The 20,893-nt window shown below is 50.2% G+C and carries 17 protein-coding genes; 4 read left to right on the top strand and 13 right to left on the bottom strand.

What is annotated here, in order from left to right; genetic code table 11:
* Positions 1-50: 50 nt before the first annotated feature.
* The 4 genes from H8K38_RS00565 to H8K38_RS00550 are packed head-to-tail and all read right to left on the bottom strand — an operon-like array spanning position 51 to position 2,614.
* Positions 51-1,025 carry an aspartate carbamoyltransferase catalytic subunit gene (locus tag H8K38_RS00565; RefSeq protein WP_186883317.1) on the bottom strand — a complete coding sequence of 325 codons (975 nt, stop codon included), beginning with the start codon at positions 1,023-1,025 and terminating at the stop codon, positions 51-53.
* Entirely contained in the window at positions 1,018-1,530 is a 513-nt protein-coding gene (gene pyrR, locus H8K38_RS00560) for a bifunctional pyr operon transcriptional regulator/uracil phosphoribosyltransferase PyrR (protein WP_186882847.1), read from the bottom strand. The genes H8K38_RS00565 and pyrR overlap by 8 nt, the downstream gene beginning before the upstream one ends.
* The gene (ruvX, locus tag H8K38_RS00555; protein ID WP_223826935.1) at positions 1,527-1,934 is read right to left on the bottom strand and encodes a Holliday junction resolvase RuvX; all 408 of its coding nucleotides are present in this window, start codon (positions 1,932-1,934) and stop codon (positions 1,527-1,529) included. The genes pyrR and ruvX overlap by 4 nt, the downstream gene beginning before the upstream one ends.
* Positions 1,934-2,614: a YqgE/AlgH family protein gene (locus H8K38_RS00550; protein WP_186882846.1), complete on the bottom strand. Its 681-nt coding sequence runs from the start codon at positions 2,612-2,614 to the stop codon at positions 1,934-1,936. Before H8K38_RS00550 ends, ruvX begins: the two co-directional genes overlap by 1 nt.
* 85 nt (positions 2,615-2,699) lie before the next feature.
* On the opposite strand from H8K38_RS00550, the gene H8K38_RS00545 reads away from it, so the two are divergent.
* Positions 2,700-4,187 (top strand): deoxyribodipyrimidine photo-lyase, encoded by a 1,488-nt coding sequence (locus H8K38_RS00545; RefSeq protein WP_186882845.1) that lies wholly within the window; start codon positions 2,700-2,702, stop codon positions 4,185-4,187.
* A gap of 157 nt (positions 4,188-4,344) precedes the next feature.
* Here H8K38_RS00545 and H8K38_RS18305 read toward each other — a convergent pair whose 3' ends face one another.
* The 6 genes from H8K38_RS18305 to H8K38_RS00515 form a co-directional block, all read right to left on the bottom strand.
* Complete coding sequence (locus tag H8K38_RS18305) at positions 4,345-10,680, bottom strand: Hpt domain-containing protein (protein ID WP_255422765.1); 6,336 nt, start codon at positions 10,678-10,680, stop codon at positions 4,345-4,347.
* A 90-nt stretch (positions 10,681-10,770) separates the two neighbouring features.
* A complete protein-coding gene (locus tag H8K38_RS00535; RefSeq protein WP_186882844.1) occupies positions 10,771-13,107 on the bottom strand; it encodes a methyl-accepting chemotaxis protein in 2,337 nt (778 codons plus the stop codon).
* 57 nt (positions 13,108-13,164) lie between these two features.
* Entirely contained in the window at positions 13,165-13,746 is a 582-nt protein-coding gene (locus H8K38_RS00530) for a chemotaxis protein CheW (protein WP_186882843.1), read from the bottom strand.
* 54 nt (positions 13,747-13,800) lie between these two features.
* A complete protein-coding gene (locus tag H8K38_RS00525) occupies positions 13,801-14,166 on the bottom strand; it encodes a response regulator transcription factor (protein WP_186882842.1) in 366 nt (121 codons plus the stop codon).
* Positions 14,167-14,192: 26 nt separating this feature from the next.
* On the bottom strand, positions 14,193-14,594 hold the full coding sequence (locus H8K38_RS00520; RefSeq protein ID WP_186882841.1) for a PleD family two-component system response regulator: 402 nt from the start codon (positions 14,592-14,594) through the stop codon (positions 14,193-14,195).
* Between the two features lie 137 nt (positions 14,595-14,731).
* Positions 14,732-14,884 (bottom strand): rubredoxin, encoded by a 153-nt coding sequence (locus H8K38_RS00515; protein WP_186883314.1) that lies wholly within the window; start codon positions 14,882-14,884, stop codon positions 14,732-14,734.
* Positions 14,885-15,057: 173 nt separating this feature from the next.
* Between H8K38_RS00515 and H8K38_RS00510 the strand changes: the two genes are divergently transcribed.
* Both H8K38_RS00510 and hemL read left to right on the top strand, forming a co-directional pair.
* Positions 15,058-15,876, top strand: a complete 819-nt coding sequence (locus H8K38_RS00510) for a hydroxymethylpyrimidine/phosphomethylpyrimidine kinase (RefSeq protein ID WP_186882840.1) — start codon at positions 15,058-15,060, stop codon at positions 15,874-15,876.
* A 64-nt stretch (positions 15,877-15,940) separates the two neighbouring features.
* The gene (hemL, locus tag H8K38_RS00505; RefSeq protein ID WP_186882839.1) at positions 15,941-17,221 is read left to right on the top strand and encodes a glutamate-1-semialdehyde 2,1-aminomutase; all 1,281 of its coding nucleotides are present in this window, start codon (positions 15,941-15,943) and stop codon (positions 17,219-17,221) included.
* 83 nt (positions 17,222-17,304) lie between these two features.
* On the opposite strand, the gene H8K38_RS00500 is transcribed toward hemL, so the two are convergent.
* Positions 17,305-18,597, bottom strand: coding sequence for an amidohydrolase family protein (locus H8K38_RS00500; protein ID WP_186882838.1), 1,293 nt, complete (start codon positions 18,595-18,597; stop codon positions 17,305-17,307).
* A gap of 87 nt (positions 18,598-18,684) precedes the next feature.
* On the opposite strand from H8K38_RS00500, the gene H8K38_RS00495 reads away from it, so the two are divergent.
* Complete coding sequence (locus H8K38_RS00495; RefSeq protein ID WP_186882837.1) at positions 18,685-19,689, top strand: LacI family DNA-binding transcriptional regulator; 1,005 nt, start codon at positions 18,685-18,687, stop codon at positions 19,687-19,689.
* Positions 19,690-19,698: 9 nt separating this feature from the next.
* Here the strand turns inward: H8K38_RS00495 and H8K38_RS00490 are convergent, their stop codons facing one another.
* Positions 19,699-20,247: a YggT family protein gene (locus tag H8K38_RS00490; RefSeq protein WP_186882836.1), complete on the bottom strand. Its 549-nt coding sequence runs from the start codon at positions 20,245-20,247 to the stop codon at positions 19,699-19,701.
* Between the two features lie 88 nt (positions 20,248-20,335).
* Entirely contained in the window at positions 20,336-20,893 is a 558-nt protein-coding gene (locus H8K38_RS00485; RefSeq protein WP_186882835.1) for a histone, read from the bottom strand.

Below are 20,893 nucleotides of genomic sequence, written 5' to 3'. Positions count from 1 at the left end.
ACGCACGATCAGTTATCGCCGGGCCTGCGCCTGGCTGAATCTCACAGATATCAGGCGTCACTGCCGCTGTTACCGGCGACAATACTCATGACGGCCATACGCACGGCAATACCGAAAGTCACCTGCGACAAAATCACTGCCTGCGGGCCATCGGCCACCGCAGAATCGATCTCCACGCCACGGTTCATCGGCCCCGGATGCATGACGATCGCCTCAGGATGCGCCAGCGCCAGCCGCTCCGGTGTCAGACCATAACTTTTGAAATATTCCTGCGCCGACGGCAGCAAGGCTCCGCTCATGCGTTCATTTTGCAGGCGCAACATGATAATCACGTCAACGCCTTTCAGGCCTTCATTCATGTCGGTGAAGACGCGCACGCCCATCTGCTCCAGACCGCCGGGCAGCAAAGTACGCGGACCGATCACGCGCACTTCCGGTACGCCCAGCGTGGTCAGCGCATGAATGTCGGAACGTGCAACGCGGCTGTGCAACACGTCGCCAACAATCGCGACAGTCAGATTCGTGAAATCTTTTTTATAGTGGCGGATGGTGTACATGTCGAGCAAACCCTGAGTCGGATGTGCGTGACGACCGTCACCCGCATTCACCACATGCACATGATGCTGTTTCGTGTCGTTGAGATGTTTGGCAATCAGGAAAGGTGCGCCGGACGTCGCATGACGCACCACAAACATATCGGCGTGCATCGCGGCCAGATTGTCGATGGTATCGAGCAAGGATTCACCTTTACTGGTACTCGATGCTGCAATATTGAGATTGATCACATCGGCCGACAGGCGTTTGGACGCAATCTCAAACGTGGTGCGGGTACGGGTGGAGTTTTCAAAGAACAGATTGAACACACTTTTACCGCGCATCAGCGGGACTTTTTTGACTTCGCGGTCGCTGACACTGACAAATGACGAGGCGGTATCGAGGATATGATTGACGATGGATTTAGGCAGACCGTCTATCGTCAGCAGATGCTGAAGTTCGCCGTGTTTATTGAGCTGTGGATTATGCATGATCGATAGAGAAACTAAGTGTGCCATCGTCTGCGCGTTGCAGATTCACAGAGACAGCGGGTTCAAATGAGGCAACATGCGCAACAAAATCGGCAGCAATCGGTAATTCACGCCCACCGCGATCGACCAGCGCCGCCAGCATCACTCGTGTGGGTCTGCCGTAGTCGAACAACTCGTTGATCGCTGCGCGCGTCGTTCGTCCCGTGTACAGCACGTCGTCGACCAGTATGATATGTGCGCCATCGACTTCGAATGGTATATGCGTCGGTTTGACATCAGCATGCAAACCCTTTGCCGCATAATCATCGCGATAAAAGGACACATCAATCAGACCAGGCTTATTTTTCAGGCCGAGATCATTTACCAGACGTTCGGCAATCCAGGCACCGCCAGAATAAATGCCGATGATCGCCAGATTATCATTTGCCACGGCTTGTGGTTTGATCTGCTTCAGAAGCTGCTGATACAGCGCTTCCGCATTCAGTGTGGGGGAAACATTGCTCATGGGTTCTCGTCAAAATATTGTTGCAGAATCAGGGCTGCGGCATCGTCATCTATGTGTGCACCGCGCTTGCCGTTCAGAACGGCGGAGGAATAACGTTCATCAACCAGTATCGTCGGAAGTTTGAAGCGGCCTTGCAGCTGGTTAGCAAAGCGGCGGCAACGTTGGGTCATTTCGTGCGACTCGCCATCCGGATGCAACGGTAATCCGACCACGCATAAGACTGGCTGCCAGTTACCGATCAGCGCGGCGACTTCGGCAAATTTGCCATCGTTAGTCGGCGCATGAATGATGTTGAGTGGCTCGGCCTGGCGCAGGAAGGTATTGCCGACCGCCACACCAATACGTTTCAATCCGAAATCAAAGGCAAGCACCGTACCATCAGCCCTGGCTTCGAGCATAGTCATCAGGCATGCCCCGCTTCGGACGAGAGCATGATGGGGTCAATACCAAGTAATTTGATGGCTGCATTAAAACGTTCTTCGACCGGCAGCGAAAAAATAATCTGCGGATCAGCTGCAACAGTCAGCCAGCCATTCGCGAGAATCTCTTTTTCAAGTTGCCCCGCGCCCCAACCGGCATAGCCAACACTCATGACAATACGCTCCGGCCCCTCGCCAGCGGCAATTGCTTCGAGAACATCGCGCGAGGTCGTGAAGGCGATATCGTCGGCCACTTTGAGCGAAGAAGTATATTCGCCGACCGGAGAATGCAGCACAAAGCCGCGATCGTCCTGTACTGGGCCGCCAAACATCACCAGATGCTTACCCATAGGATGCGAATCGGGAATCACTTCCAGACGCAGATCGATGCGGTCAAATAATTCAGCCACGGTCATATCGGTAGGGCGATTAATCACCATGCCCATCGCGCCGCGTGGATTATGTTCACACAGATACACCACGCTACCGCCAAACACAGGGTCATGCATAGAAGGCATTGCAATCAGGAAATGATTTGTTAGATTTAAATCAAATTCTGGAACGGTATCGCCGCCCGCTGTTGCAACAATGTCAGAAATCGCACCGGCCGGTGCAGGAACACCGTCGGACAGTTCAGAGTGTGGGGATTTTGTTTGCTTCGCCATGCCGCCATTTTAGCATTTTTAACGTGTATTTTCGATGTGTGCTAAGGTTCCGCACCATGATTCTGACTTTCCTATTCTGATACTTATGCAAGAAAAATCTGTTTCTTTTCGGCGCGCTCTGGTCTGGTTCCGGCGTGATTTACGCTGCTTTGATCATGCCGCGTTATATCAGGCTTTACGGCATAGCAAAGAAGTTATCTGTGTTTTTATTTTTGATCAGAACATATTGAAACATCTGCCAGCCAATGACAGGCGCGTGCGTTTCATTCACGACAGCATCATTGAACTTAAACAGGAAATCAGCAAACTTGGCGGCAGCCTGCTGGTGATACACGGCGATCCTGTCACCGAAATTCCACGCCTTACAGAACAACTGCAAGTCAACGCAGTCTTCGCCAATCACGACTATGAACCGGCGGCATTACAAAGGGATACCGCGGTGAAGACCGCGCTCGGTAAGCAACAGTGCGAATTCTTAAGCTATAAAGACCAGGTGATTTTTGAGAAAAGCGAAGTTTTATCCCAGGCTGGTACGCCCTTTTCCGTCTTCACACCGTACAAGAATGCCTGGCTCAAAAAATTCTATGCAGAGGGTAGTGATTTTTACGCAAAATCATATCCGGTAGAAAAATATGCAGCAAACTTCTGTCGTCTTGATGTGCCCGCCATACCATCGCTGTCAGACATAGGTTTTGCCACTGCACAAACGCAGGCCATTTCCCTGCAGGCCGGGATGTCCGGCGGCACACAGCTGATCCAGAACTTTCTGGCGCGGATGAAACATTATGATGTTGCCCGCGATTTTCCTGCGCTGAAGGGTCCGTCGTATTTGTCAGTGCATCTGCGTTTCGGTACTGTTTCTATCAGACATCTGGTGCGTGAAGCGATGCAACAAATCAGAACCAGCAGTAATCACGGTGCAGAAATCTGGCTGGCCGAACTGATCTGGCGTGATTTCTATTTCATGATCCTCCACCATCATCCGCATGTGACTGAGCGTTCGTTCAAACCCGATTACGATGCAATTCAATGGGAAACAGGTGAACAGGCGGATGCGCATTTTGCGGCGTGGTGCGAAGGTAATACCGGCTATCCGCTCGTTGATGCAGCGATGCGGCAACTGAATCAGACCGGTTACATGCATAACCGCTTGCGCATGGTGACCGCCTGCTTTCTGATTAAGGATCTGGGTATAGACTGGCGGCGCGGTGAATCTTATTTCGCCGAAAAACTGAATGACTTTGATTTATCGGCAAACAACGGCGGGTGGCAATGGGCCTCGTCATCCGGCTGTGACGCGCAACCGTATTTCAGAATTTTTAATCCGATAACACAATCCGAAAAGTTTGATGCCGATGGCAAATTCATTGCGCGCTATTTACCGCAACTAGCCAGGCTGGATAAGCGCTCGATACACGCGCCCTGGAAAGCGGCTCCCCTGCTATTACAGCAAGCGGGCGTCAGTCTGGGGAAGAATTATCCTTATCCCATCGTCGAACATGACGAGGCGCGAAAGAAAACCCTTGCGCGTTATGCTGTGGTCAAAAAGGCGGGAATACTTTCAACGGATTGAAGTGCCTCAAGCAGCGACAAGCATTCGATGGAGTTGATGAGAGCTCTGGAGCACTCAAACCAAAGTCAATTCAGCGTCGAACATAAAACAGAACGCAATTAACATAAAAAAAGCAGAGATAAATCTCTGTTTTTTTATTTACTAAATCAGGAGTTACTTACACGACGATTGCCTGTTCTTTGCCAACAAAACCAACAATCGCTTCAAGTAAATCGTCTTCACGGTAAGGCTTACCGAAATATTCGTTCACGCCAAGTTCACGTGCGTAGTTACGATGTTTATCGGCAGTACGCGACGTAATCATGATGATAGGAATATGCGCCGTACGAGCATCACTGCGAACGTTACGCGTCAAATCGAAACCATCCATGCGCGGCATTTCAATATCGACCAGCATCACGTCTGGCGTCACTGATTGCAACTGTTCCAACGCATCAATACCGTCTTTCGCCAACACGACCTGATAGCCTTCACGTGTCAGCAAACGCTGAGTAACGCGACGCACGGTCAGGGAGTCATCGACGACCATAACGATATGCTGTGTCCGCAAGCCCTGAACCGGCTCGGCATTCACCTGCGCTGTGGTGTTTTCATGATGCAAATCAGCGACGGCACCTAAATCAGAAACTGCCTCAGAACCGGATTGCGGCAAACGAGCATGTTCATGTTCAGCACGCTGCGCTAAAGGAACAGGATTCAAAATCAAAACGACTTCACCGGAACCCAGCACAGTCGCACCGGCAATACCCACCATACGCGCCAGTTGCGGGCCAATGTTTTTAACAACGACCTCACGATTACCGACGATATCGTCGACGTGGATCGCCACGCGATCGGTACCGCTCTTCATGATCAGCAACGGTGTGTATTGCTGGGTCACAGGCACTGCGTCACGCTGACCTAACAGCGCAGACAGATAATGCATCGCAACACGTTGGCCCTGCCACATCAAAGCACCGTCATTGTATGCATTGGCCAGCGCATTCGACTTCAGATGCTGCACCTGTTCAACCAGAACCGATGGCACTGCATAAGTACGTCCACCAGCGCTCAGCAACACGACCTGTGTCACAGCAAGCGTGAGCGGCAGGCGAATAGTAAATTCAGCGCCCTTACCTTCTACCGTAGAAACTTCAACACGACCGCCCAGTGATGCGGCCTCAGAACGGACGACGTCCATACCGACACCACGTCCGGCCAGCTCAGTTACTTCATTCGCCGTGGAGAATCCAGGTTCAAAAATAAGGCTGGCAGTTTCAGCATCGCCCGGTGTTTCATCTGTACCGATCAGACCAACGCTGAGCGCTTTCTGACGGATATTTTGCAAATCCAACCCTTGTCCATCATCGTTGAAACGAATAACAACTTCGTTACCTTCCTGACGAATCTCGATCAATAACTCACCGGTTTCTTGTTTGCCATTTAGACGGCGCACGTCACGCGTTTCGATACCATGCACAATCGCATTCCGCAACAGATGCTCAAACGGCCCGACCATTTTTTCCAGAACGCCACGATCCATTTCAACGCCGGAACCACGGATATCCAGATTGACGCGCTTGTCGACTTCTTTCGAGGTCTGACGGGTAACACGATACAGACGCTCAGAAACGCTCGCAAACGGAATCATACGCACGCGCATCAGATCCTGTTGCAACTCACGTGTCAGGCGCGCCTGCACATGCAAATTACCGGAAGCACCATCTATCGTTCGCGTCAGATTCGTCTGCACTGTTGCCACGTCGCTCACGCTTTCCGCCATCATGCGGGTCAGCTCTTGCAAACGGGTAAAACGGTCAAACTCCAGTGGATCAAATTCACGATCACCAGACAGCGCCATACGCGATGTGATCTGCGTTTCAGCCTGAATCTCTACTTCACGCAACTGATCACGCAAACGACTGACGTTGGCGGTCAGTTCGCCTAATGACGAGCGCAAAGTGCTGACTTCATTCTCTAAACGTGAGCGTGAAATAGACACTTCACCGGCCTGATTGACCAAGCGATCCAGCACGTCGGCTCGTACACGCACCAGAGGCACCGGCGCACCTGCAGTTGCAGGCGCACTGACAGGAGCATGCGGAATTGCAGTCGTTCTGACCGCAGACTGACTATCAGTAATCGGCATTAAAGGTGTCAGGCTGACCATTTCACGCGGCGCTTCGACGGCCTCCGCAGGTGCAATACCAGCCTCACTCGCGACCAACGCTTCTTGGAACTGATCCAGTTCTTGCGCGGCAGTTAATGGCTCAGGCAACAATGGCTCAACGTGAGCCTCAGGGTTTTGCAAACGATCAAACAACTGCATGCTGTAATCATGGCGCGCCATTAAATCATCCATCAACGGCGCACGTACTGCACCACTGGTGTGCATCAGACTTTCAATACGCGTTTCCATGTCATGGATGTGCTGCCCTAATCCCATCGCACCGGCCATCCGCGCACTACCTTTAATCGTATGCATCAGACGTGCAATCGACTGCGGTATTGCCGTGTCATCAGGCTGTGCTTGCCAGCTACGTAATAACTGACCGACCATCGGCAATAAGTCATTTCCTTCTTCAAGGAAGACCGGCAACAAATCAAGATCGAGGTCATCTTTGACCTGTGTTGTTTGTTGCGGAGTGCTTTCCGGCAATGCAACGTTCAGTTGCTGCACGACAGTCTCATCCGCCAGATTCAGTGTGCCAGATTCTTCAGTAGGTGTTTCCGCCAGGCTATCACCAGACAACTCTTCAATGACCGCCGTTCCCGACAAGTCTGCCGGATTCAGTTTTTCATTCGTTGAGGTGATGAACTCCTCATCTGCACCGGAACTCGAACGTGCGATCACGTCTTGCAATAACTGATCTAACTGTCTGACATCATCAGGGGCAAAGTCGGCCATTTCAGACAATGCAAATTTCTGCAGCATCCGTTTTGCAGACTCCAAAGCATGGTCCAGCATGTCGAATTCGGCAGAGGTCAACATAACCGGATGACGCTCAAGGCGCTGTAAAACAGATTCCAGACTATGCGCCAACTCTTTCAAAGGAATCAGACCAACAGTTGCGGAACTGCCGGCAAGAGAATGACTCGCATGAATCGCATGTGTGGAGACATGACGCTCGGGTTCGTGGCGCCACTCAGATAAATCCTGAGTCAGGAAGCGAACAATTTCGTCGGTTTCTGCCATGTATATGGAGTACAGCGGCAGGCTGATTTCAAGATCACCGATACGCTTGATATTGTCATCGAGCGTCACAGCCGGCTTATTCAACTCCGGAAACTCAATGATTTTTGCACCAGCAGGATCAGAAACTGGTTCAGCCACTGCAACCGGCTCCTCAACTATTTGTGGTACTGAGTGCTCAATATCTGCAACAGAAGAAACTTCTTCAACAGCATCCTCAGATGTCATTACAGTTGCCACGATCTGCTCTTCCACCGGACTCAGCAAATCAACAACCTCTTCAGGCTCAGTTACCGGATTTTGAATGTCCTCAGCAACCGCATCGGAAGCAGAAAAACTGATTGTTTCAATCGTTTCAGTTTCAACACTTGCAGCAGTTTCAGCAGCAATAACGATGTCATCAGAAGCAGGCAAAGAATGCCCTGTCGTGACATCATCAAGCGTCGCTGCAGTCTCAGCCAATATGTTCGCCGCACTTGGCAAATCGTCGAATGCACTGAGTTCAAACCCTGATGTCAGCGCGTCTGTCGCCGCATCCGTGGTCACATCCACTAACGGCAAGGCCTCTATCGTTTCTGCACCATCGTCAAGAATCGCGAATGCCTCACCGTCCACGGGAAGCGAAGTTGCAATAAGGGGTTCATCAAGCGCACCGGCAATCGCTGAATCCTCCACTTCAGATACATCATGCGCGACTGGCTCTGGCAACAATTCATCTTCAGGCTCAATTGCCGCAGGCTGCTCTGAAATTTCTGAGGCCACGACTGGCAACTCGTCGGCCTCCTGATAATCGAGGCCGGCTTTGATTCGCTCCGCCGCAGCGATAATCGCAGCGCCGGTTCTTGCTGACTGGCCTGATTGCTTGAGCTCATCGACCCAGGTATTCATCTCACTTGCCGTACGTTCGAGCAGTGCATACAGATTGTCGTCACCTCGACGCGACTCCGACAACCATAAGTTCATCACCTGCTCAATGCTCCAGGCAGTTTCACCGAACACATTCAGTCCAACCATGCGGCTACTGCCCTTCAATGTATGGAAGGAGCGGCGCAGGCTGGTCAGATATTCCTGATTGTCAACATCGGCGCGAGAACGTGGCAACGTGTCCTGCACAAAATGCAAAACTTCATCGGCCTCTGTCAGGAAAATTTCGAGCAACTCAGCATCAATTGCCTCATCACTTTGCGGTAAAACAGCAGCAACATTCGTCGCCTTCACTTCGGCTACTGCAACCGGTGAGGTGGCAGCAACGATATCCTGTAAACTCTCAGTTGAATGAGACTCTTCACCAGATCCAAGCAACTCAATCGCTGCTTTTGCACGACCACTTGCAGCTGAGTCATCCAATAAAGTCGCCACCGAGCGTTCAGACTCCAGCGAATCTTTCAATTGCGCCTTCAGTGTTTTATCGTCAGGATTTTCAGCGAGAGACACGGCAAGACGTGCCGATTCATGCTGTTGGTTAAGTAATTCTTTTTCTGCGGTTAAAACGGAAGAGGACTCTTCGGTAGAAGTTTGTAACTGATCAGCTGAAAAAATCACATCCTCGCTGACAGGCAATAACTCTTTCTGCGCCGGCGCATCGAGCAGATTTGGGCGGAAAAGACCTGCATCAGCGTCAAACACAAATTTCTTTTTCGCTGTTTCTGGCTGGGTCTGCAAAGTTTCGATGAAAAAACTGAGAGCGCCAATATTTTGCGCCAGTTTTTGATGCTCAGCTTCACGATCAGATTCAGACAACTCTTTGGAGTCTGCCAATGTAGCAACCGTCTGTCTGGTCGTTTCCAAGGCTTGCATCGCCGCATCCTGATCCAGAATCGCCATCGCGCCACTGACCTGATGCAACATGTTATCGATCGAATGCAAAGATTCACTTTGCGCAGGATCACGGAAGTATTCGTCCAGTGTTTTTTCAACCTGGCGCAGGCTCGTCTGAATTTCAGAAACGAGAACCGTCATGGTCTGACGCTGCTGTGCCTCGCGCGAAATTTCTCCCATCCACGCCGCTTGCGACTGCGGCTCATCGCCGGACACAACGGATAATAAACGGGCTGTAATTTCATCCGCACGCTCGGAAAAATGCGCAGGTAAACGGGTAATCTGATCCAGTGCATTTTCGACGAATAACAAGCTGGTCGCTAATTCCAGTGCCAGCTTACTGCCATCTGCCGAATGTGCGACATGTCTGGCAATACCGCTTAATTCGCGCAAAAGCTTAGATAGCGAGGGCACATTTAAACCCGTGCCCGTCTCTGCCAGATCCTTCATTTTTTGCGAAAACTTATCAGCCAGACTGGCATCGCCGTTCGCAATCCGGCCCCATAAATTTTTAACGGCAGTGAGCTGTTCTTTTGCGGTACTTAATACACCTGCCGCAATCTGGCCGTAATTTTTTTCGTTATAGTCAGTCGGTACTTTGTTATCCAGTTGATATGCACGACGAATACTGGACACGAACGCAGACGGTTTTTCTACCTGAGCCAAAAAGAATAAGGCATCTCTGAGCAGACGTTCAGGAATCGTGTTGACGCCATCGACAAGACGACGGATCTGTAAATTAATACGTCCGAAAATTTGTTTTACATATTGCTGGTCGTCGATCCCACCATCGGCGACCGCCTCAACAAATGCCCGCATGACAACCCAGAAAGCTTTCGCCTGAGAATTCGTCTGCATCTGATCGATTTCATGAATCAAGCCATGCATGTTCTCGGCTGCTTCACGTCGCTTTTGCTGATCTTTGCTAGTTAGTACCGTCAGTAGTAATTTCTCAAAACGCTGACGTAATCCACTGTAATTCGCAGATTTGCCGTTGGGCGTTACAGCGAGTTCGGGAATTCTTTCACTGACAGATAACGCTGGGAAAAACAAGTCCGCCGGATGTATCCGCTCCGCACCCTTGAGCTCCAGCAGTGCGCGGTAGTAGGGAAACAATCTGACTGGCTGATGCGGTGCCCCGGAGAGTAAATCCTCAAGGTAACGCAATACAGCATGAAAAGCGTCGAGAATGACATCGATATTTGCCTGCGTCATTTCTAACTGACTGCTTTGCAAGCGTTCTATCAATTCCTCAATGGTTTCGGTGACGATAGAAACGCCATCAATATCAACGATTTGCAAGGCACCATGTGCCTGATGCAAATAACTTTTCGCATGCAATAAAGTAGTGGATCTTGCGTCAACATCCTGTGCAAGCGCTTCGGTAAGCACCTTGCCAGCGTTGGTCATCGCTTCCCGCACCTCGGGCATAACCCAGGAGAGTGGTCCAGTATCAAACTGTTCCTGAGGCAGATGTGACGAATTTGAAAAATCGGATGTCATGCGCGCTCCGCAAACTCAAGAGACGATGAACCGCGGTTCATCGTCTGCAAATATGATAGGGTCGTTTTAAGCAACCCATAGACTGGAAAATCAGGCAGTTACACGGAAACGGGATACTGAGTTTTTCAATTCCTCAGCCAACAGAGACAATTGCTTAATCGACTCGGATGTTTGCTGTGTACCGTTCTGGGTCTGTTCGGTAATAGTCAGAATGTGCTGAATATTTTGTGCAACACCGTTTGCTGATGTCGCTTGCTGTTCAGTCGCCAGAGAAATACCCTGAATCAGTTCAGCAAGACGGTTCGAAACGCTACGGATCTCAGACAAGGCGGTACCCGCCGCATCTGACAGTTTTGCTCCCTCAACCACACCCTGAGTGGATTTTTCCATCGCAGCAACCGCGTCATGGGTATCCGTTTGAATCGTACGCACCAGCGCACCAATCTGCTTGGTCGCTTCAGCCGAACGTTCCGCCAGACGCTGAACCTCTTCCGCAACCACCGAGAAGCCTCGCCCCGCTTCACCTGCAGACGCCGCCTGAATCGCCGCATTCAGCGCCAGCACGTTAGTTTGTTCAGTAATGTCGGAAATCAGTTCGGTGATCTCACCAATTTCCTGAGAAGATTCACCCAGACGTTTAATACGTTTAGACGTTTCCTGAATTTGCTCGCGAATCTCGTTCATACCCTTGATCGCGTCTTCCACCGCATGCGCACCCTGTTCCGCCGCCGCAACCGATTGACGCGCAACCTCAGCAGATTCATTCGCAGAGCGGGAAACGTCGGTAATATCCTGCGCCATCGTCAGAACCACCTGACCGGCATCGGAAATTTCACGTGACTGTTGCTCTGACGCTTCCAGCAAGTTATCGGAAATACCTTGCGCCTGATTCGACGCAGACGTAACTTGTTCCGCAGTCGTCGTAACCCGGCCGACCAGACCACGCAACTCTTCCACCGTGTAGTTAACCGAGTCGGCAATCGCACCAGTAATATCTTCGGAAACCGTTGCCTGAATAGTCAAGTCACCATCCGCAACTTCCTGCAATTCATTCATCAGTCGCAAAATCGCGGCCTGATTCTGATCGTTTGCAGCTTTCGCTTCTTCCTCTTGTTTTTGCGCTTGCAACATTTGCTCCGCAGCTTCCTGACGGCGTTCATTCGCTTCTTTAGCGCGATTACGGCTATCCTGCAACAGAACTAACGCAATACCAACCGCAGACGCTAACGCAACGGCAGCGGAAATCAACATCAGCCAGAAAGAAAAACTGGTGGAATCCTGCTGATCCGTATAAGTCTTTTGCAACTTAGTCAGTTTCGACTTCAGCTCTTCGTTTTCGTTAAACAATAACTGCTCAGATTGTTTGGCGGCAATGAAGTTCTGCAAGTTACCCAGAATAGTAGAAACCGAAGCCTGATACTCAGCAAACGCCTTTTTCAATTCTTCCAGTTTTTCGCGTGTATCTGCATCTTTCGTCGGTGTCAGGCGAAGAACCTCACTACCGTTAAGAAAACCTTCGACCAGATCGCGGAAAGTATTCGTATCTTTACCAAGCAGGAAAGCAGTCTCTGGATTAACACCCTCAGAAGTCAAGAATTCATTCGCACTACGACCCAGACGCTGGGTCAACATGACCAACTGACCGGAAGCAGAAATCTCACGAGCAGATCCGCCGCCTTGCACTTTCAGCGTAGAAATCTGTTCAGTCAACTCCAGCAATACCGGAGACAATGAGTTCAGCTTTTGCAGTGTCTGACCAAAACCGGTCAGTTCCTGACGGCGTGCCAATATTGTTTCAGCTGCTTTATTAGAATTCTGCCAGGACTTGATCGTTTCTTTTAAAACCGGCTCCAGTGTGGAGTCGGCAGATTTAACATCACGACCTTGATAAGCACCACCATCCAGCAGGATTTTCAGATCGTTATTAATTTCTTTACGACTGTCTTCCAGCTGTTTAAATGCCTGAACGTTACCCTGAATTGAGTTTGGCGCAGCCTTACCAATACGCTGGGAATGCATCAGCACATCACCGGAAATCTGCACCTGAGTGGATATCAGTGTTGAGTGATTCGCATTGAGCCAGACGAAAAATGCACCCGCCACTAAGGCACCAACCATGGTTGTGGACAAAATGCGCATTTGCCTTTGCAATGACATTTTGCCGATGATCGGTAAATAAATGTCGCCGCCTTTTTCCAGGGCATCACCAATGAATGTTGCATCGGCGCGATTATGAGTCGTATCGAAGTCAGTTTCAGCTTGCTTATGCTCGCCTTCCTGAGATGATTCTGGCGTTAACATTTTCACGTTACTGGCCTCCTCAACTTCAACCGAGCCAGCATTACCGAATGACCTTGCCGCAACTTCTGCTCCGTCAATTTCCGGATTTTCTTTTCCCTTGGACAAGAACGGTAGTTTCAATGCCATTACTGAATCTCCTAAACGATTGAATATCTGTCAGCGTTGCTTCAAGTGAAGCACTGACTATAAACCTATATGCAGAAAATCCTGATTCTGCACCAACGCAGCCAAGCTAAGTTCATGCCACACATTACCATCACGGTCACGAAACCGTCTTTGCAACCATTCCTGACTATTCCCGTCAGTCTCACCAGATGCAATCTCTTCCATCTCAGCAAGGTTACGCAAGCCCAGAACCTGCGACACCAGCAAACCACTATTGAACCCCAACGACGGTGCAAAACCGACGATACGACAAGAATTATCGAGTTTGGTCAGTTCAAAGCCCTGAAACCGCGACAAATCAACCACACTGGTCAGGTTACCGCGAATATTTGACAATCCCACGTACCAATCCTTGGTTAACGGGACGTTGGTTAATAATGTGGCACTAACAATTTCGCCAGCTTCCCGCAGATCAAGCAAATAACGCTGCTGCCCGATAATGATCCCCAATTGACTAAGCTTGGAGAAGCCGCCACGCTGCGCAGCCTGCATACGCTCAACCAACTGCGCCTGAAACTCACGCAAGCGCGTACGTCTCACGACACTGTCTGACTTGGTAATTTCAAGATTGGCAGCAGAGTCACTCAAAGTCTTAGTCATGAGGCTATCCGGGTATTTCTTATAAATAGAGACAAGCAGGCTATCTGCGGATCATTAACTAAGAGCGGCAATTTTTGCTAACAGCTCTTGTGGGTCAATCGGCTTTACCAGGTAATCCTTGGCGCCTTGACGCAAACCCCAGATACGATCTGTCTCCTGATTCTTGCTGGTACAGATAATAATTGGCACATCCTGTGTTTCCGGATCTTTGGCAATAGCACGCGTAATCTGAAAACCATTTTGCCCAGGCATCACGACATCCATCAGAATCAACTGCGGTTTATCTGCCTTAATTTTTGTCAGGGCTTCCTCGCCATTTTCAGCGGTAGATACAGAGAAGCCATTTCTAACCAAAACTTCTGTTAAAAAATAACGTTCTGTAGGAGAGTCATCTACTATTAATATTTTTTGAATAGCCATTCGCTAATTCCTCACATAAAACTGAATTATTTTTCCTGTGTATCGGACGTGTAATTCCGCACAGTTCTCAAAAGACTATCTTTTGTAAAAGGCTTGGTCAGATATTCATCAGAACCGACCATGGCGCCGCGCGCTCTGTCAAACAGTCCATCCTTGGAAGATAACATAATGACAGGTGTATCCCTGAATTTGACACTTTTCTTTATCAAAGCGCAGGTTTGATAACCATCCAGCCTTGGCATCAGAATATCGCAAAAAATCAGGTCAGGATGAGAATCGTTAATCTTTGCGAGTGCGTCAAAGCCATCCTCCGCCAAGACGATTGTATAACCAGCTTGTCCGAGGAATATCTCTGCCGATCGACGTATCGTGCTGCTATCGTCAATCACCATGATTTTCAAGTTTTCATTGCTTGCCAACGCTGACATAAAATCATCTTCCCGACAGAAAAATAGCAAGCTACCACTTTAACAAAAAAAATTTCGATCTGGCGTTTATTTCCCTGGAATAAACATTCCGTATCGCCAAAAAGACACACTTTTATAGTCTAAAAGACACATTCCCATCAAATTGCTGTCATTTCAAAATCTTCTTTACGAGCACCACATTCAGGACAAGTCCAGTTCATGGGTACATCATCCCATAAAGTGCCAGCAGGAATGCCATCTTCGGGGGAACCTTGTTCTTCATCATATACCCAGCCACAAATCAGACACATCCATGTTTTATACTGTGGCTTTTCGCCAGCACTATCACTCACGACTAAAATCCTTCAATCAAGTAAAATATTAAATATCCCGCATAAAATTACAAAAGCTTGCATTCCTGTGTAATTTTTCTTTTTCGAACCATCCCTGGCTCGTTAAGGTTGCCTATATTAATCTACCAAACGTGCAAAACCAAATTTCTCCCATTATTCTTAGTTTCGGCGCATCTGATCCGGTCGGTGCAACGGGACTATTTGCAGATCTGGCATCATTTGCCGCAATGGGCTGCCACGGATTACCGGTTGTGACCGCCATACTCACCGGCGACACTTCACAGATCGACGGTATCCATCCTCTGGATGCGGATCTGATTGACGAACAGGCCAGAACCGTACTGGAAGATATGCCTGTGCTCACGATTAAAGTTGGCCAGGTCGGCAGTGTGGATAACGTCACGACCATTGCCGAGATCGTCTCCGATTATCCAGAAATGCCCTTGATTCTGGATCCATTTAATACCGCCATCACGGATCACATTCCCGATGCGGAAGATCTGACCTTATCTATACGGGAATTATTAATCCCACAAGCGACGTTATTACTCATTTCAGCGGTGGAACTGTCACGCCTGGCAGAAACCTGGAAGGAAAATGCAGAACCGGAAGACTTAACAGCAGATGCCATGGCGTTAATTGATTCCGGCTGTGAATATGTTTTTGTCACCGGAACACCGTGCAACAGCGGAGAAGTCGCGAATACGCTGTTCAGCGAATCTGGCGTCGTCAGAAGAGACGTCTGGCAACGCATACCAGGCTCTCATGCCGGAGCCGGGTCAACGCTCTCGGCTGCAATTACAGCCTTACTGGCAACGGGTCTTGAAATTCCCGAGGCAGTAATGGAAGCACAAGAATTTACTATGGCGGCCGTAAGCCACGCGCAGCAGTTAGGGATGGGGAAACTGATTCCTGACCGCTATTTCTGGGCGAGAGAACCAGAACATTGAATACACGCTGCATGAATGCATGCATCCAGCGGCAACATCTTCCGAATCAATTACCCTTTCTATCATGACGAATAAAAACGAAACCCTGTTTGCACGCGCACAAAAAACAACTCCCGGTGGCGTCAATTCTCCAGTCAGAGCTTTTCGCTCTGTCGGCGGCACGCCGCGCTTTATCACCCGCGCTGAAGGCGCCTACTTCTGGGATGCGGAAGATCAGCGTTACATCGACTATATCGGTTCCTGGGGACCTGCGATTGTCGGCCATGCGCACCCAGATGTGGTGCAAGCCGTTCAGGAAGCAGCCGCCCGCGGACTGAGTTTTGGCGCGCCGACGGAAGGCGAAGTGCTGATGGCAGAAGAAATCTGCAACATCGTTCCAGGGGTAGAGCAAATCCGCCTGGTATCGAGTGGAACAGAAGCCACGATGAGCGCCTTGCGGCTTGCCCGCGGTGCCACCAAACGCGACAAAATTATTAAATTCGAGGGTTGCTACCACGGCCACGCCGATTCGTTGTTAGTGAAGGCTGGCAGCGGCTTGCTGACTTTCGGCAACCCGACATCCGCTGGCGTTCCGGAAGATTTCAGCAAACATACGCTGGTGCTCGACTATAACAACAGCCAGCAATTGGAAGACGTATTCCAATCAATCGGTGATCAGATCGCCTGCATTATCGTTGAGCCAGTTGCGGGCAATATGAATCTGATCCGTGCCACCCCAGAATTCCTGCAAACCATGCGCCGCCTTTGTACTGCGCATGGCAGTGTGCTGATTTTTGACGAGGTGATGTGCGGCTTCCGCGTCGGACTGCAGGGTGCGCAAGCCTTGTTCGGAATACAGGCCGATCTGGTCTGTATGGGCAAGGTCATCGGTGGCGGCTTACCGGTCGCAGCATTTGGCGGGCGCGCCGATCTCATGGCGCACATGGCACCACTCGGCGGCGTCTATCAGGCGGGGACTTTGTCAGGCAACCCGGTCGCCGTCGCGGCAGGCATGACAACATTGAAGATCATCCAACAACCTGGCTTTTACGAGCAATTGACGGCACAAACCCGCAAACTCGCAGATGGTCTGACTGCAGCAGGACAACAGGCAGGATTTGATTTCTGTGCCGATGCGGTCGGCGGCATGTTTGGCCTGTATTTCGCCGCGCAGATTCCCGATTCCTATGCCTCCATGATGGCAACGGACAAAGATAAATTTAACCGTTTCTTCCATCTGATGCTGGATGCTGGCGTGTATCTGGCACCATCGGCGTTTGAAGCCGGCTTCGTTTCGATCGCGCATGACGACGCGATTATTGAGACGACGATAGCAGCAGCAAAACAGGCATTTTCAAAACTGTAACTCCTAATATTTACGCGGCTGACAGAGCAAAAATAGCCTGTCAGCCGCGTGAATATTCAGAGTCCTGTTTTTCCCTTCCTTTTTTACGCGCCTTTTCCATCCCCTTGCCTTCTGAAACTCACCCGCGTTTCTTTGCCGGATAAATGCAGCAGTGCTTCCTGTTTTGGTGTTTCACTGATGATCTGGCCGCGTTTAATCACGTAGCGTCGCACCGGGCGCAAACGTAATGCCTCGATACTGCTGGCAGCATCAAGAATAACGAAATCAGCAAAGCAACCCGGCTGCAAACCATAGCCTTCCAGCCCCATGATTTTGGCGGGCGTTTTAGTCACAGCATCGAAACACTGCCGCATCGCCTGCTGGCCGGTCATCTGGGCAACATGCAAGCCCATGCTCGCCACTTCCAGCATGTCACCTGAACCCAGGCTATACCAAGGATCCATCACGCAATCATGTCCGAAAGCGACATCGATTCCCGCCGCCAGCATTTCCGTCACCCGCGTCATGCCACGACGTTTCGGGTAAGTATCGTGACGGCCTTGCAAAGTAATGTTAATCAAGGGATTGGCAATGGCAGCGACACCTGCTTCACGCATCAGAGGCAACAACTTACTGACGTAGTAGTTATCCATCGAATGCATTGATGTCAGATGCGATCCCGTCACCCGATGATGCAAACCGAGGCGCTGAGTATGAAAGGCCAGCGTTTCTATATGACGTGACAAGGGATCATCAGATTCGTCGCAATGCATATCAACGCGCAGACCTTTTTCTGCGGCGAACTCACATAACAAGCGTACCGATTCAGCACCTTCTGCCATCGTCCGCTCAAAATGCGGAATCCCACCGACCACATCCACACCCATCGCAATCGCGCGTTTCAGATTATCGAATGCAGTCGGGCTACGTAACAAGCCATCCTGCGGAAATGCCACCAGTTGCAAATCGATATACGGTGCCACCTGTCGCTTCACCTCCAGTAAGGCCTCTGCCGCCAACAAACGATCGTCGCAAATATCGACATGGGTACGTATCGCCAGCAAACCTTTAGCGATCGCCCAGTCGCAATATTCGATTGCTCTGGCAATCAGCGCTTCCTGTGTCAGCGTCGGCTTGAGTTCGCCCCACAATGCAATCCCTTCCAGTAGCGTCCCTGACTGATTCACGCGTGGCAAACCATATGAAAGCACGGCGTCCATATGGAAATGCGCATCAACAAACGGCGTGCTGAGCAAATCCCCGTTTGCATCAATTTCAGGAATACTTATCTTCGGTAAGCGTTCCGCTATCACTTCTATCCTGCCCTGCCGCACAAGAATATCGACACCGCTGCGCCCATCAGGCAAATGAGCATTCCGGATCATCAGATCATGCATGTAAAATCCTTTCTGGATGTTTGCAAAAATTTTAACCGCTACCGTTATCCTGCGTCATAATCTCATCATCGAAAAGCAGGAATTTTTATGGCAACAATGAAGCAGGTCGCGGAAAAAGCGCGCGTATCAACGACTACCGTTTCGCATGTAATCAATAATACCCGGGTTGTCAGCGATGATGCCCGTGAACGTGTTCTCTCTGTCATCAAAGAATTACGCTACATCCCCAGCGCCGTTGCACGCAGTTTAAAAAATGACCGGACTCATACATTGGGTATGATGATTCCGAATAATTCGAATCCGTATTTTGCTGAAGTGATCCAGGGCATAGAAGATGCGTCGTTCAAACTCGGCTACAACATTATTTTGTGCAATTCTGATGATGACCCGAAAAGACAGGCAGCGTATATCCGCGTACTGATGGAAAAACGTATCGATGGCCTGATTCTGGTGCCATCAGGGTCCGACGAAGAATTAACAAAATTACTGGCTGATGAAGGCATCCCGAAAGTGCTGGTTGACCGTGAAGTGGCAGGCGTTGCGGCAGATTTAATTGAAGCGGATCACGTACAGGGCGGCTATGATGCGACCCGCTATCTGATAGGATTAGGACATCGCCGGATCGCCTGCGTTGCCGGGCCAGACACGCTGCTGCCGAGCGGTGGTCGGGTCACAGGTTATTTACGCGCGTTAGCCGAAGCAAAGCTGGAATTCCGCACTGAATATCTGATCCATAGCGACTTTACCAGCCAGGGCGGATTTAATGCATTTAAACAGTTACTGGCCTTACCTGAAAGACCGACGGCGATTTTTGTCAGCAATGATCTGATGGCGATCGGCGGCATCTGTGCAGCAAATGAAGCTGGCGTAAAAATACCGCAACAACTGTCTGTCATCGGCTACGACGATATTGCATTGGCCTCATTCAGCACGCCACCATTGACGACCATCGCACAACCGAAACACGATATAGGACAACTCACCGCGCAGGTTCTGGTCGCCAGAATTACGAATCCTACCCTTCCGTTACGACGGGAAATGCTGAGGTCGCAGCTGATTATCCGTCAATCGACCGCCAGACCGGAAAACTAAGATTTCCGGTTACAGCATCAACAAGCGAGGCATCAACTCATTGAGCACCCTGCTCAATATCTGCAATAAAATCAACACCAGCAAGGGCGAAAAATCGAGACCGCCCAATGCAGGCAATACCTTGCGGAACGGTGACAACAAGGGCTCATTCAACGCCCGGATAAAGGGTGCCAATGGCGCATGTGGATTCACCCAGCTGAAAATTGCCTCAAGCACCAGCAGAGCCATCAAACCATACAGTACCCACTGCAACACACGAAATACTGTGAGCAGCAAAATCGCGCTGAATGAGACTTCGGATAACAACCAGAAATCCAATACCATCGACAACAACGCGGTCAGAAAAACGCCGACCATCGTTGCCCAATCGTAGCCACGAAATCCCGGAACGACACGTCGTATCGGATGTACCAGCCAATCTGTGATCTGAAAAATCGCCTGTGCTAAACCAGCAGGGGGACGAACCCGTTGCACTTGCATCCAGAAACGTAACAGCAAAAAGCCGGCAAAAAAACCAGTCAGGATATCGATGACGAAGGTAAAAATTCCATGCAGCACAAGTTATCCTCAAAAAAAACCCACCAGGTGAATCATCACATAGTGGGTATTGTGCCTGAATAAGGTCAGGCAACCAAGTAGCACAAAATTATGCTGGACGATTGCCAGTCGGGAATGGCCACGCAGCATTCGGGCTAACGACCGTTTTTGCATCAGGAGTCGCTGGCTTCGCTGGAGCAGCCTTTTTTGCCGCTACTTTTTTTGCAGCTGGTTTAGCGGCAGGTTTAGCCGCTGCTTTTGCTACTGGCTTCGCTGCTACTTTTTTCGCTGCTGGCTTCGCTGCCACTTTAGCGACGGCTTTCTTCGCTACTGGTTTGGCCGCTGCTTTTGCTGCTGGTTTCGCTGCTACTTTTTTCGCTGCTGGCTTCGCTGCCACTTTAGCGACGGCTTTCTTCGCTACTGGTTTGGCCGCTGCTTTTGCTGCTGGTTTTGCTGCTACTTTTTTCGCTGCTGGTTTCGCTGCCACTTTAGCGACGGCTTTCTTCGCTGCTGGTTTGGCCGCTGCTTTTGCTGCTGGTTTCGCTGCTACTTTTTTCGCTGCTGGCTTCGCTGCCACTTTAGCGACGGCTTTCTTCGCTACTGGTTTGGCCGCTGCTTTTGCTGCTGGTTTCGCTGCTACTTTTTTCGCTGCTGGCTTCGCTGCCAC

This window comes from Undibacterium sp. FT79W, from assembly GCF_014284215.1.
Taxonomy (GTDB): domain Bacteria; phylum Pseudomonadota; class Gammaproteobacteria; order Burkholderiales; family Burkholderiaceae_D; genus Undibacterium; species Undibacterium aquatile.
Note: the sequence above shows the minus strand (reverse complement) of the source record. Positions and strands in the feature narration are given on the sequence as shown.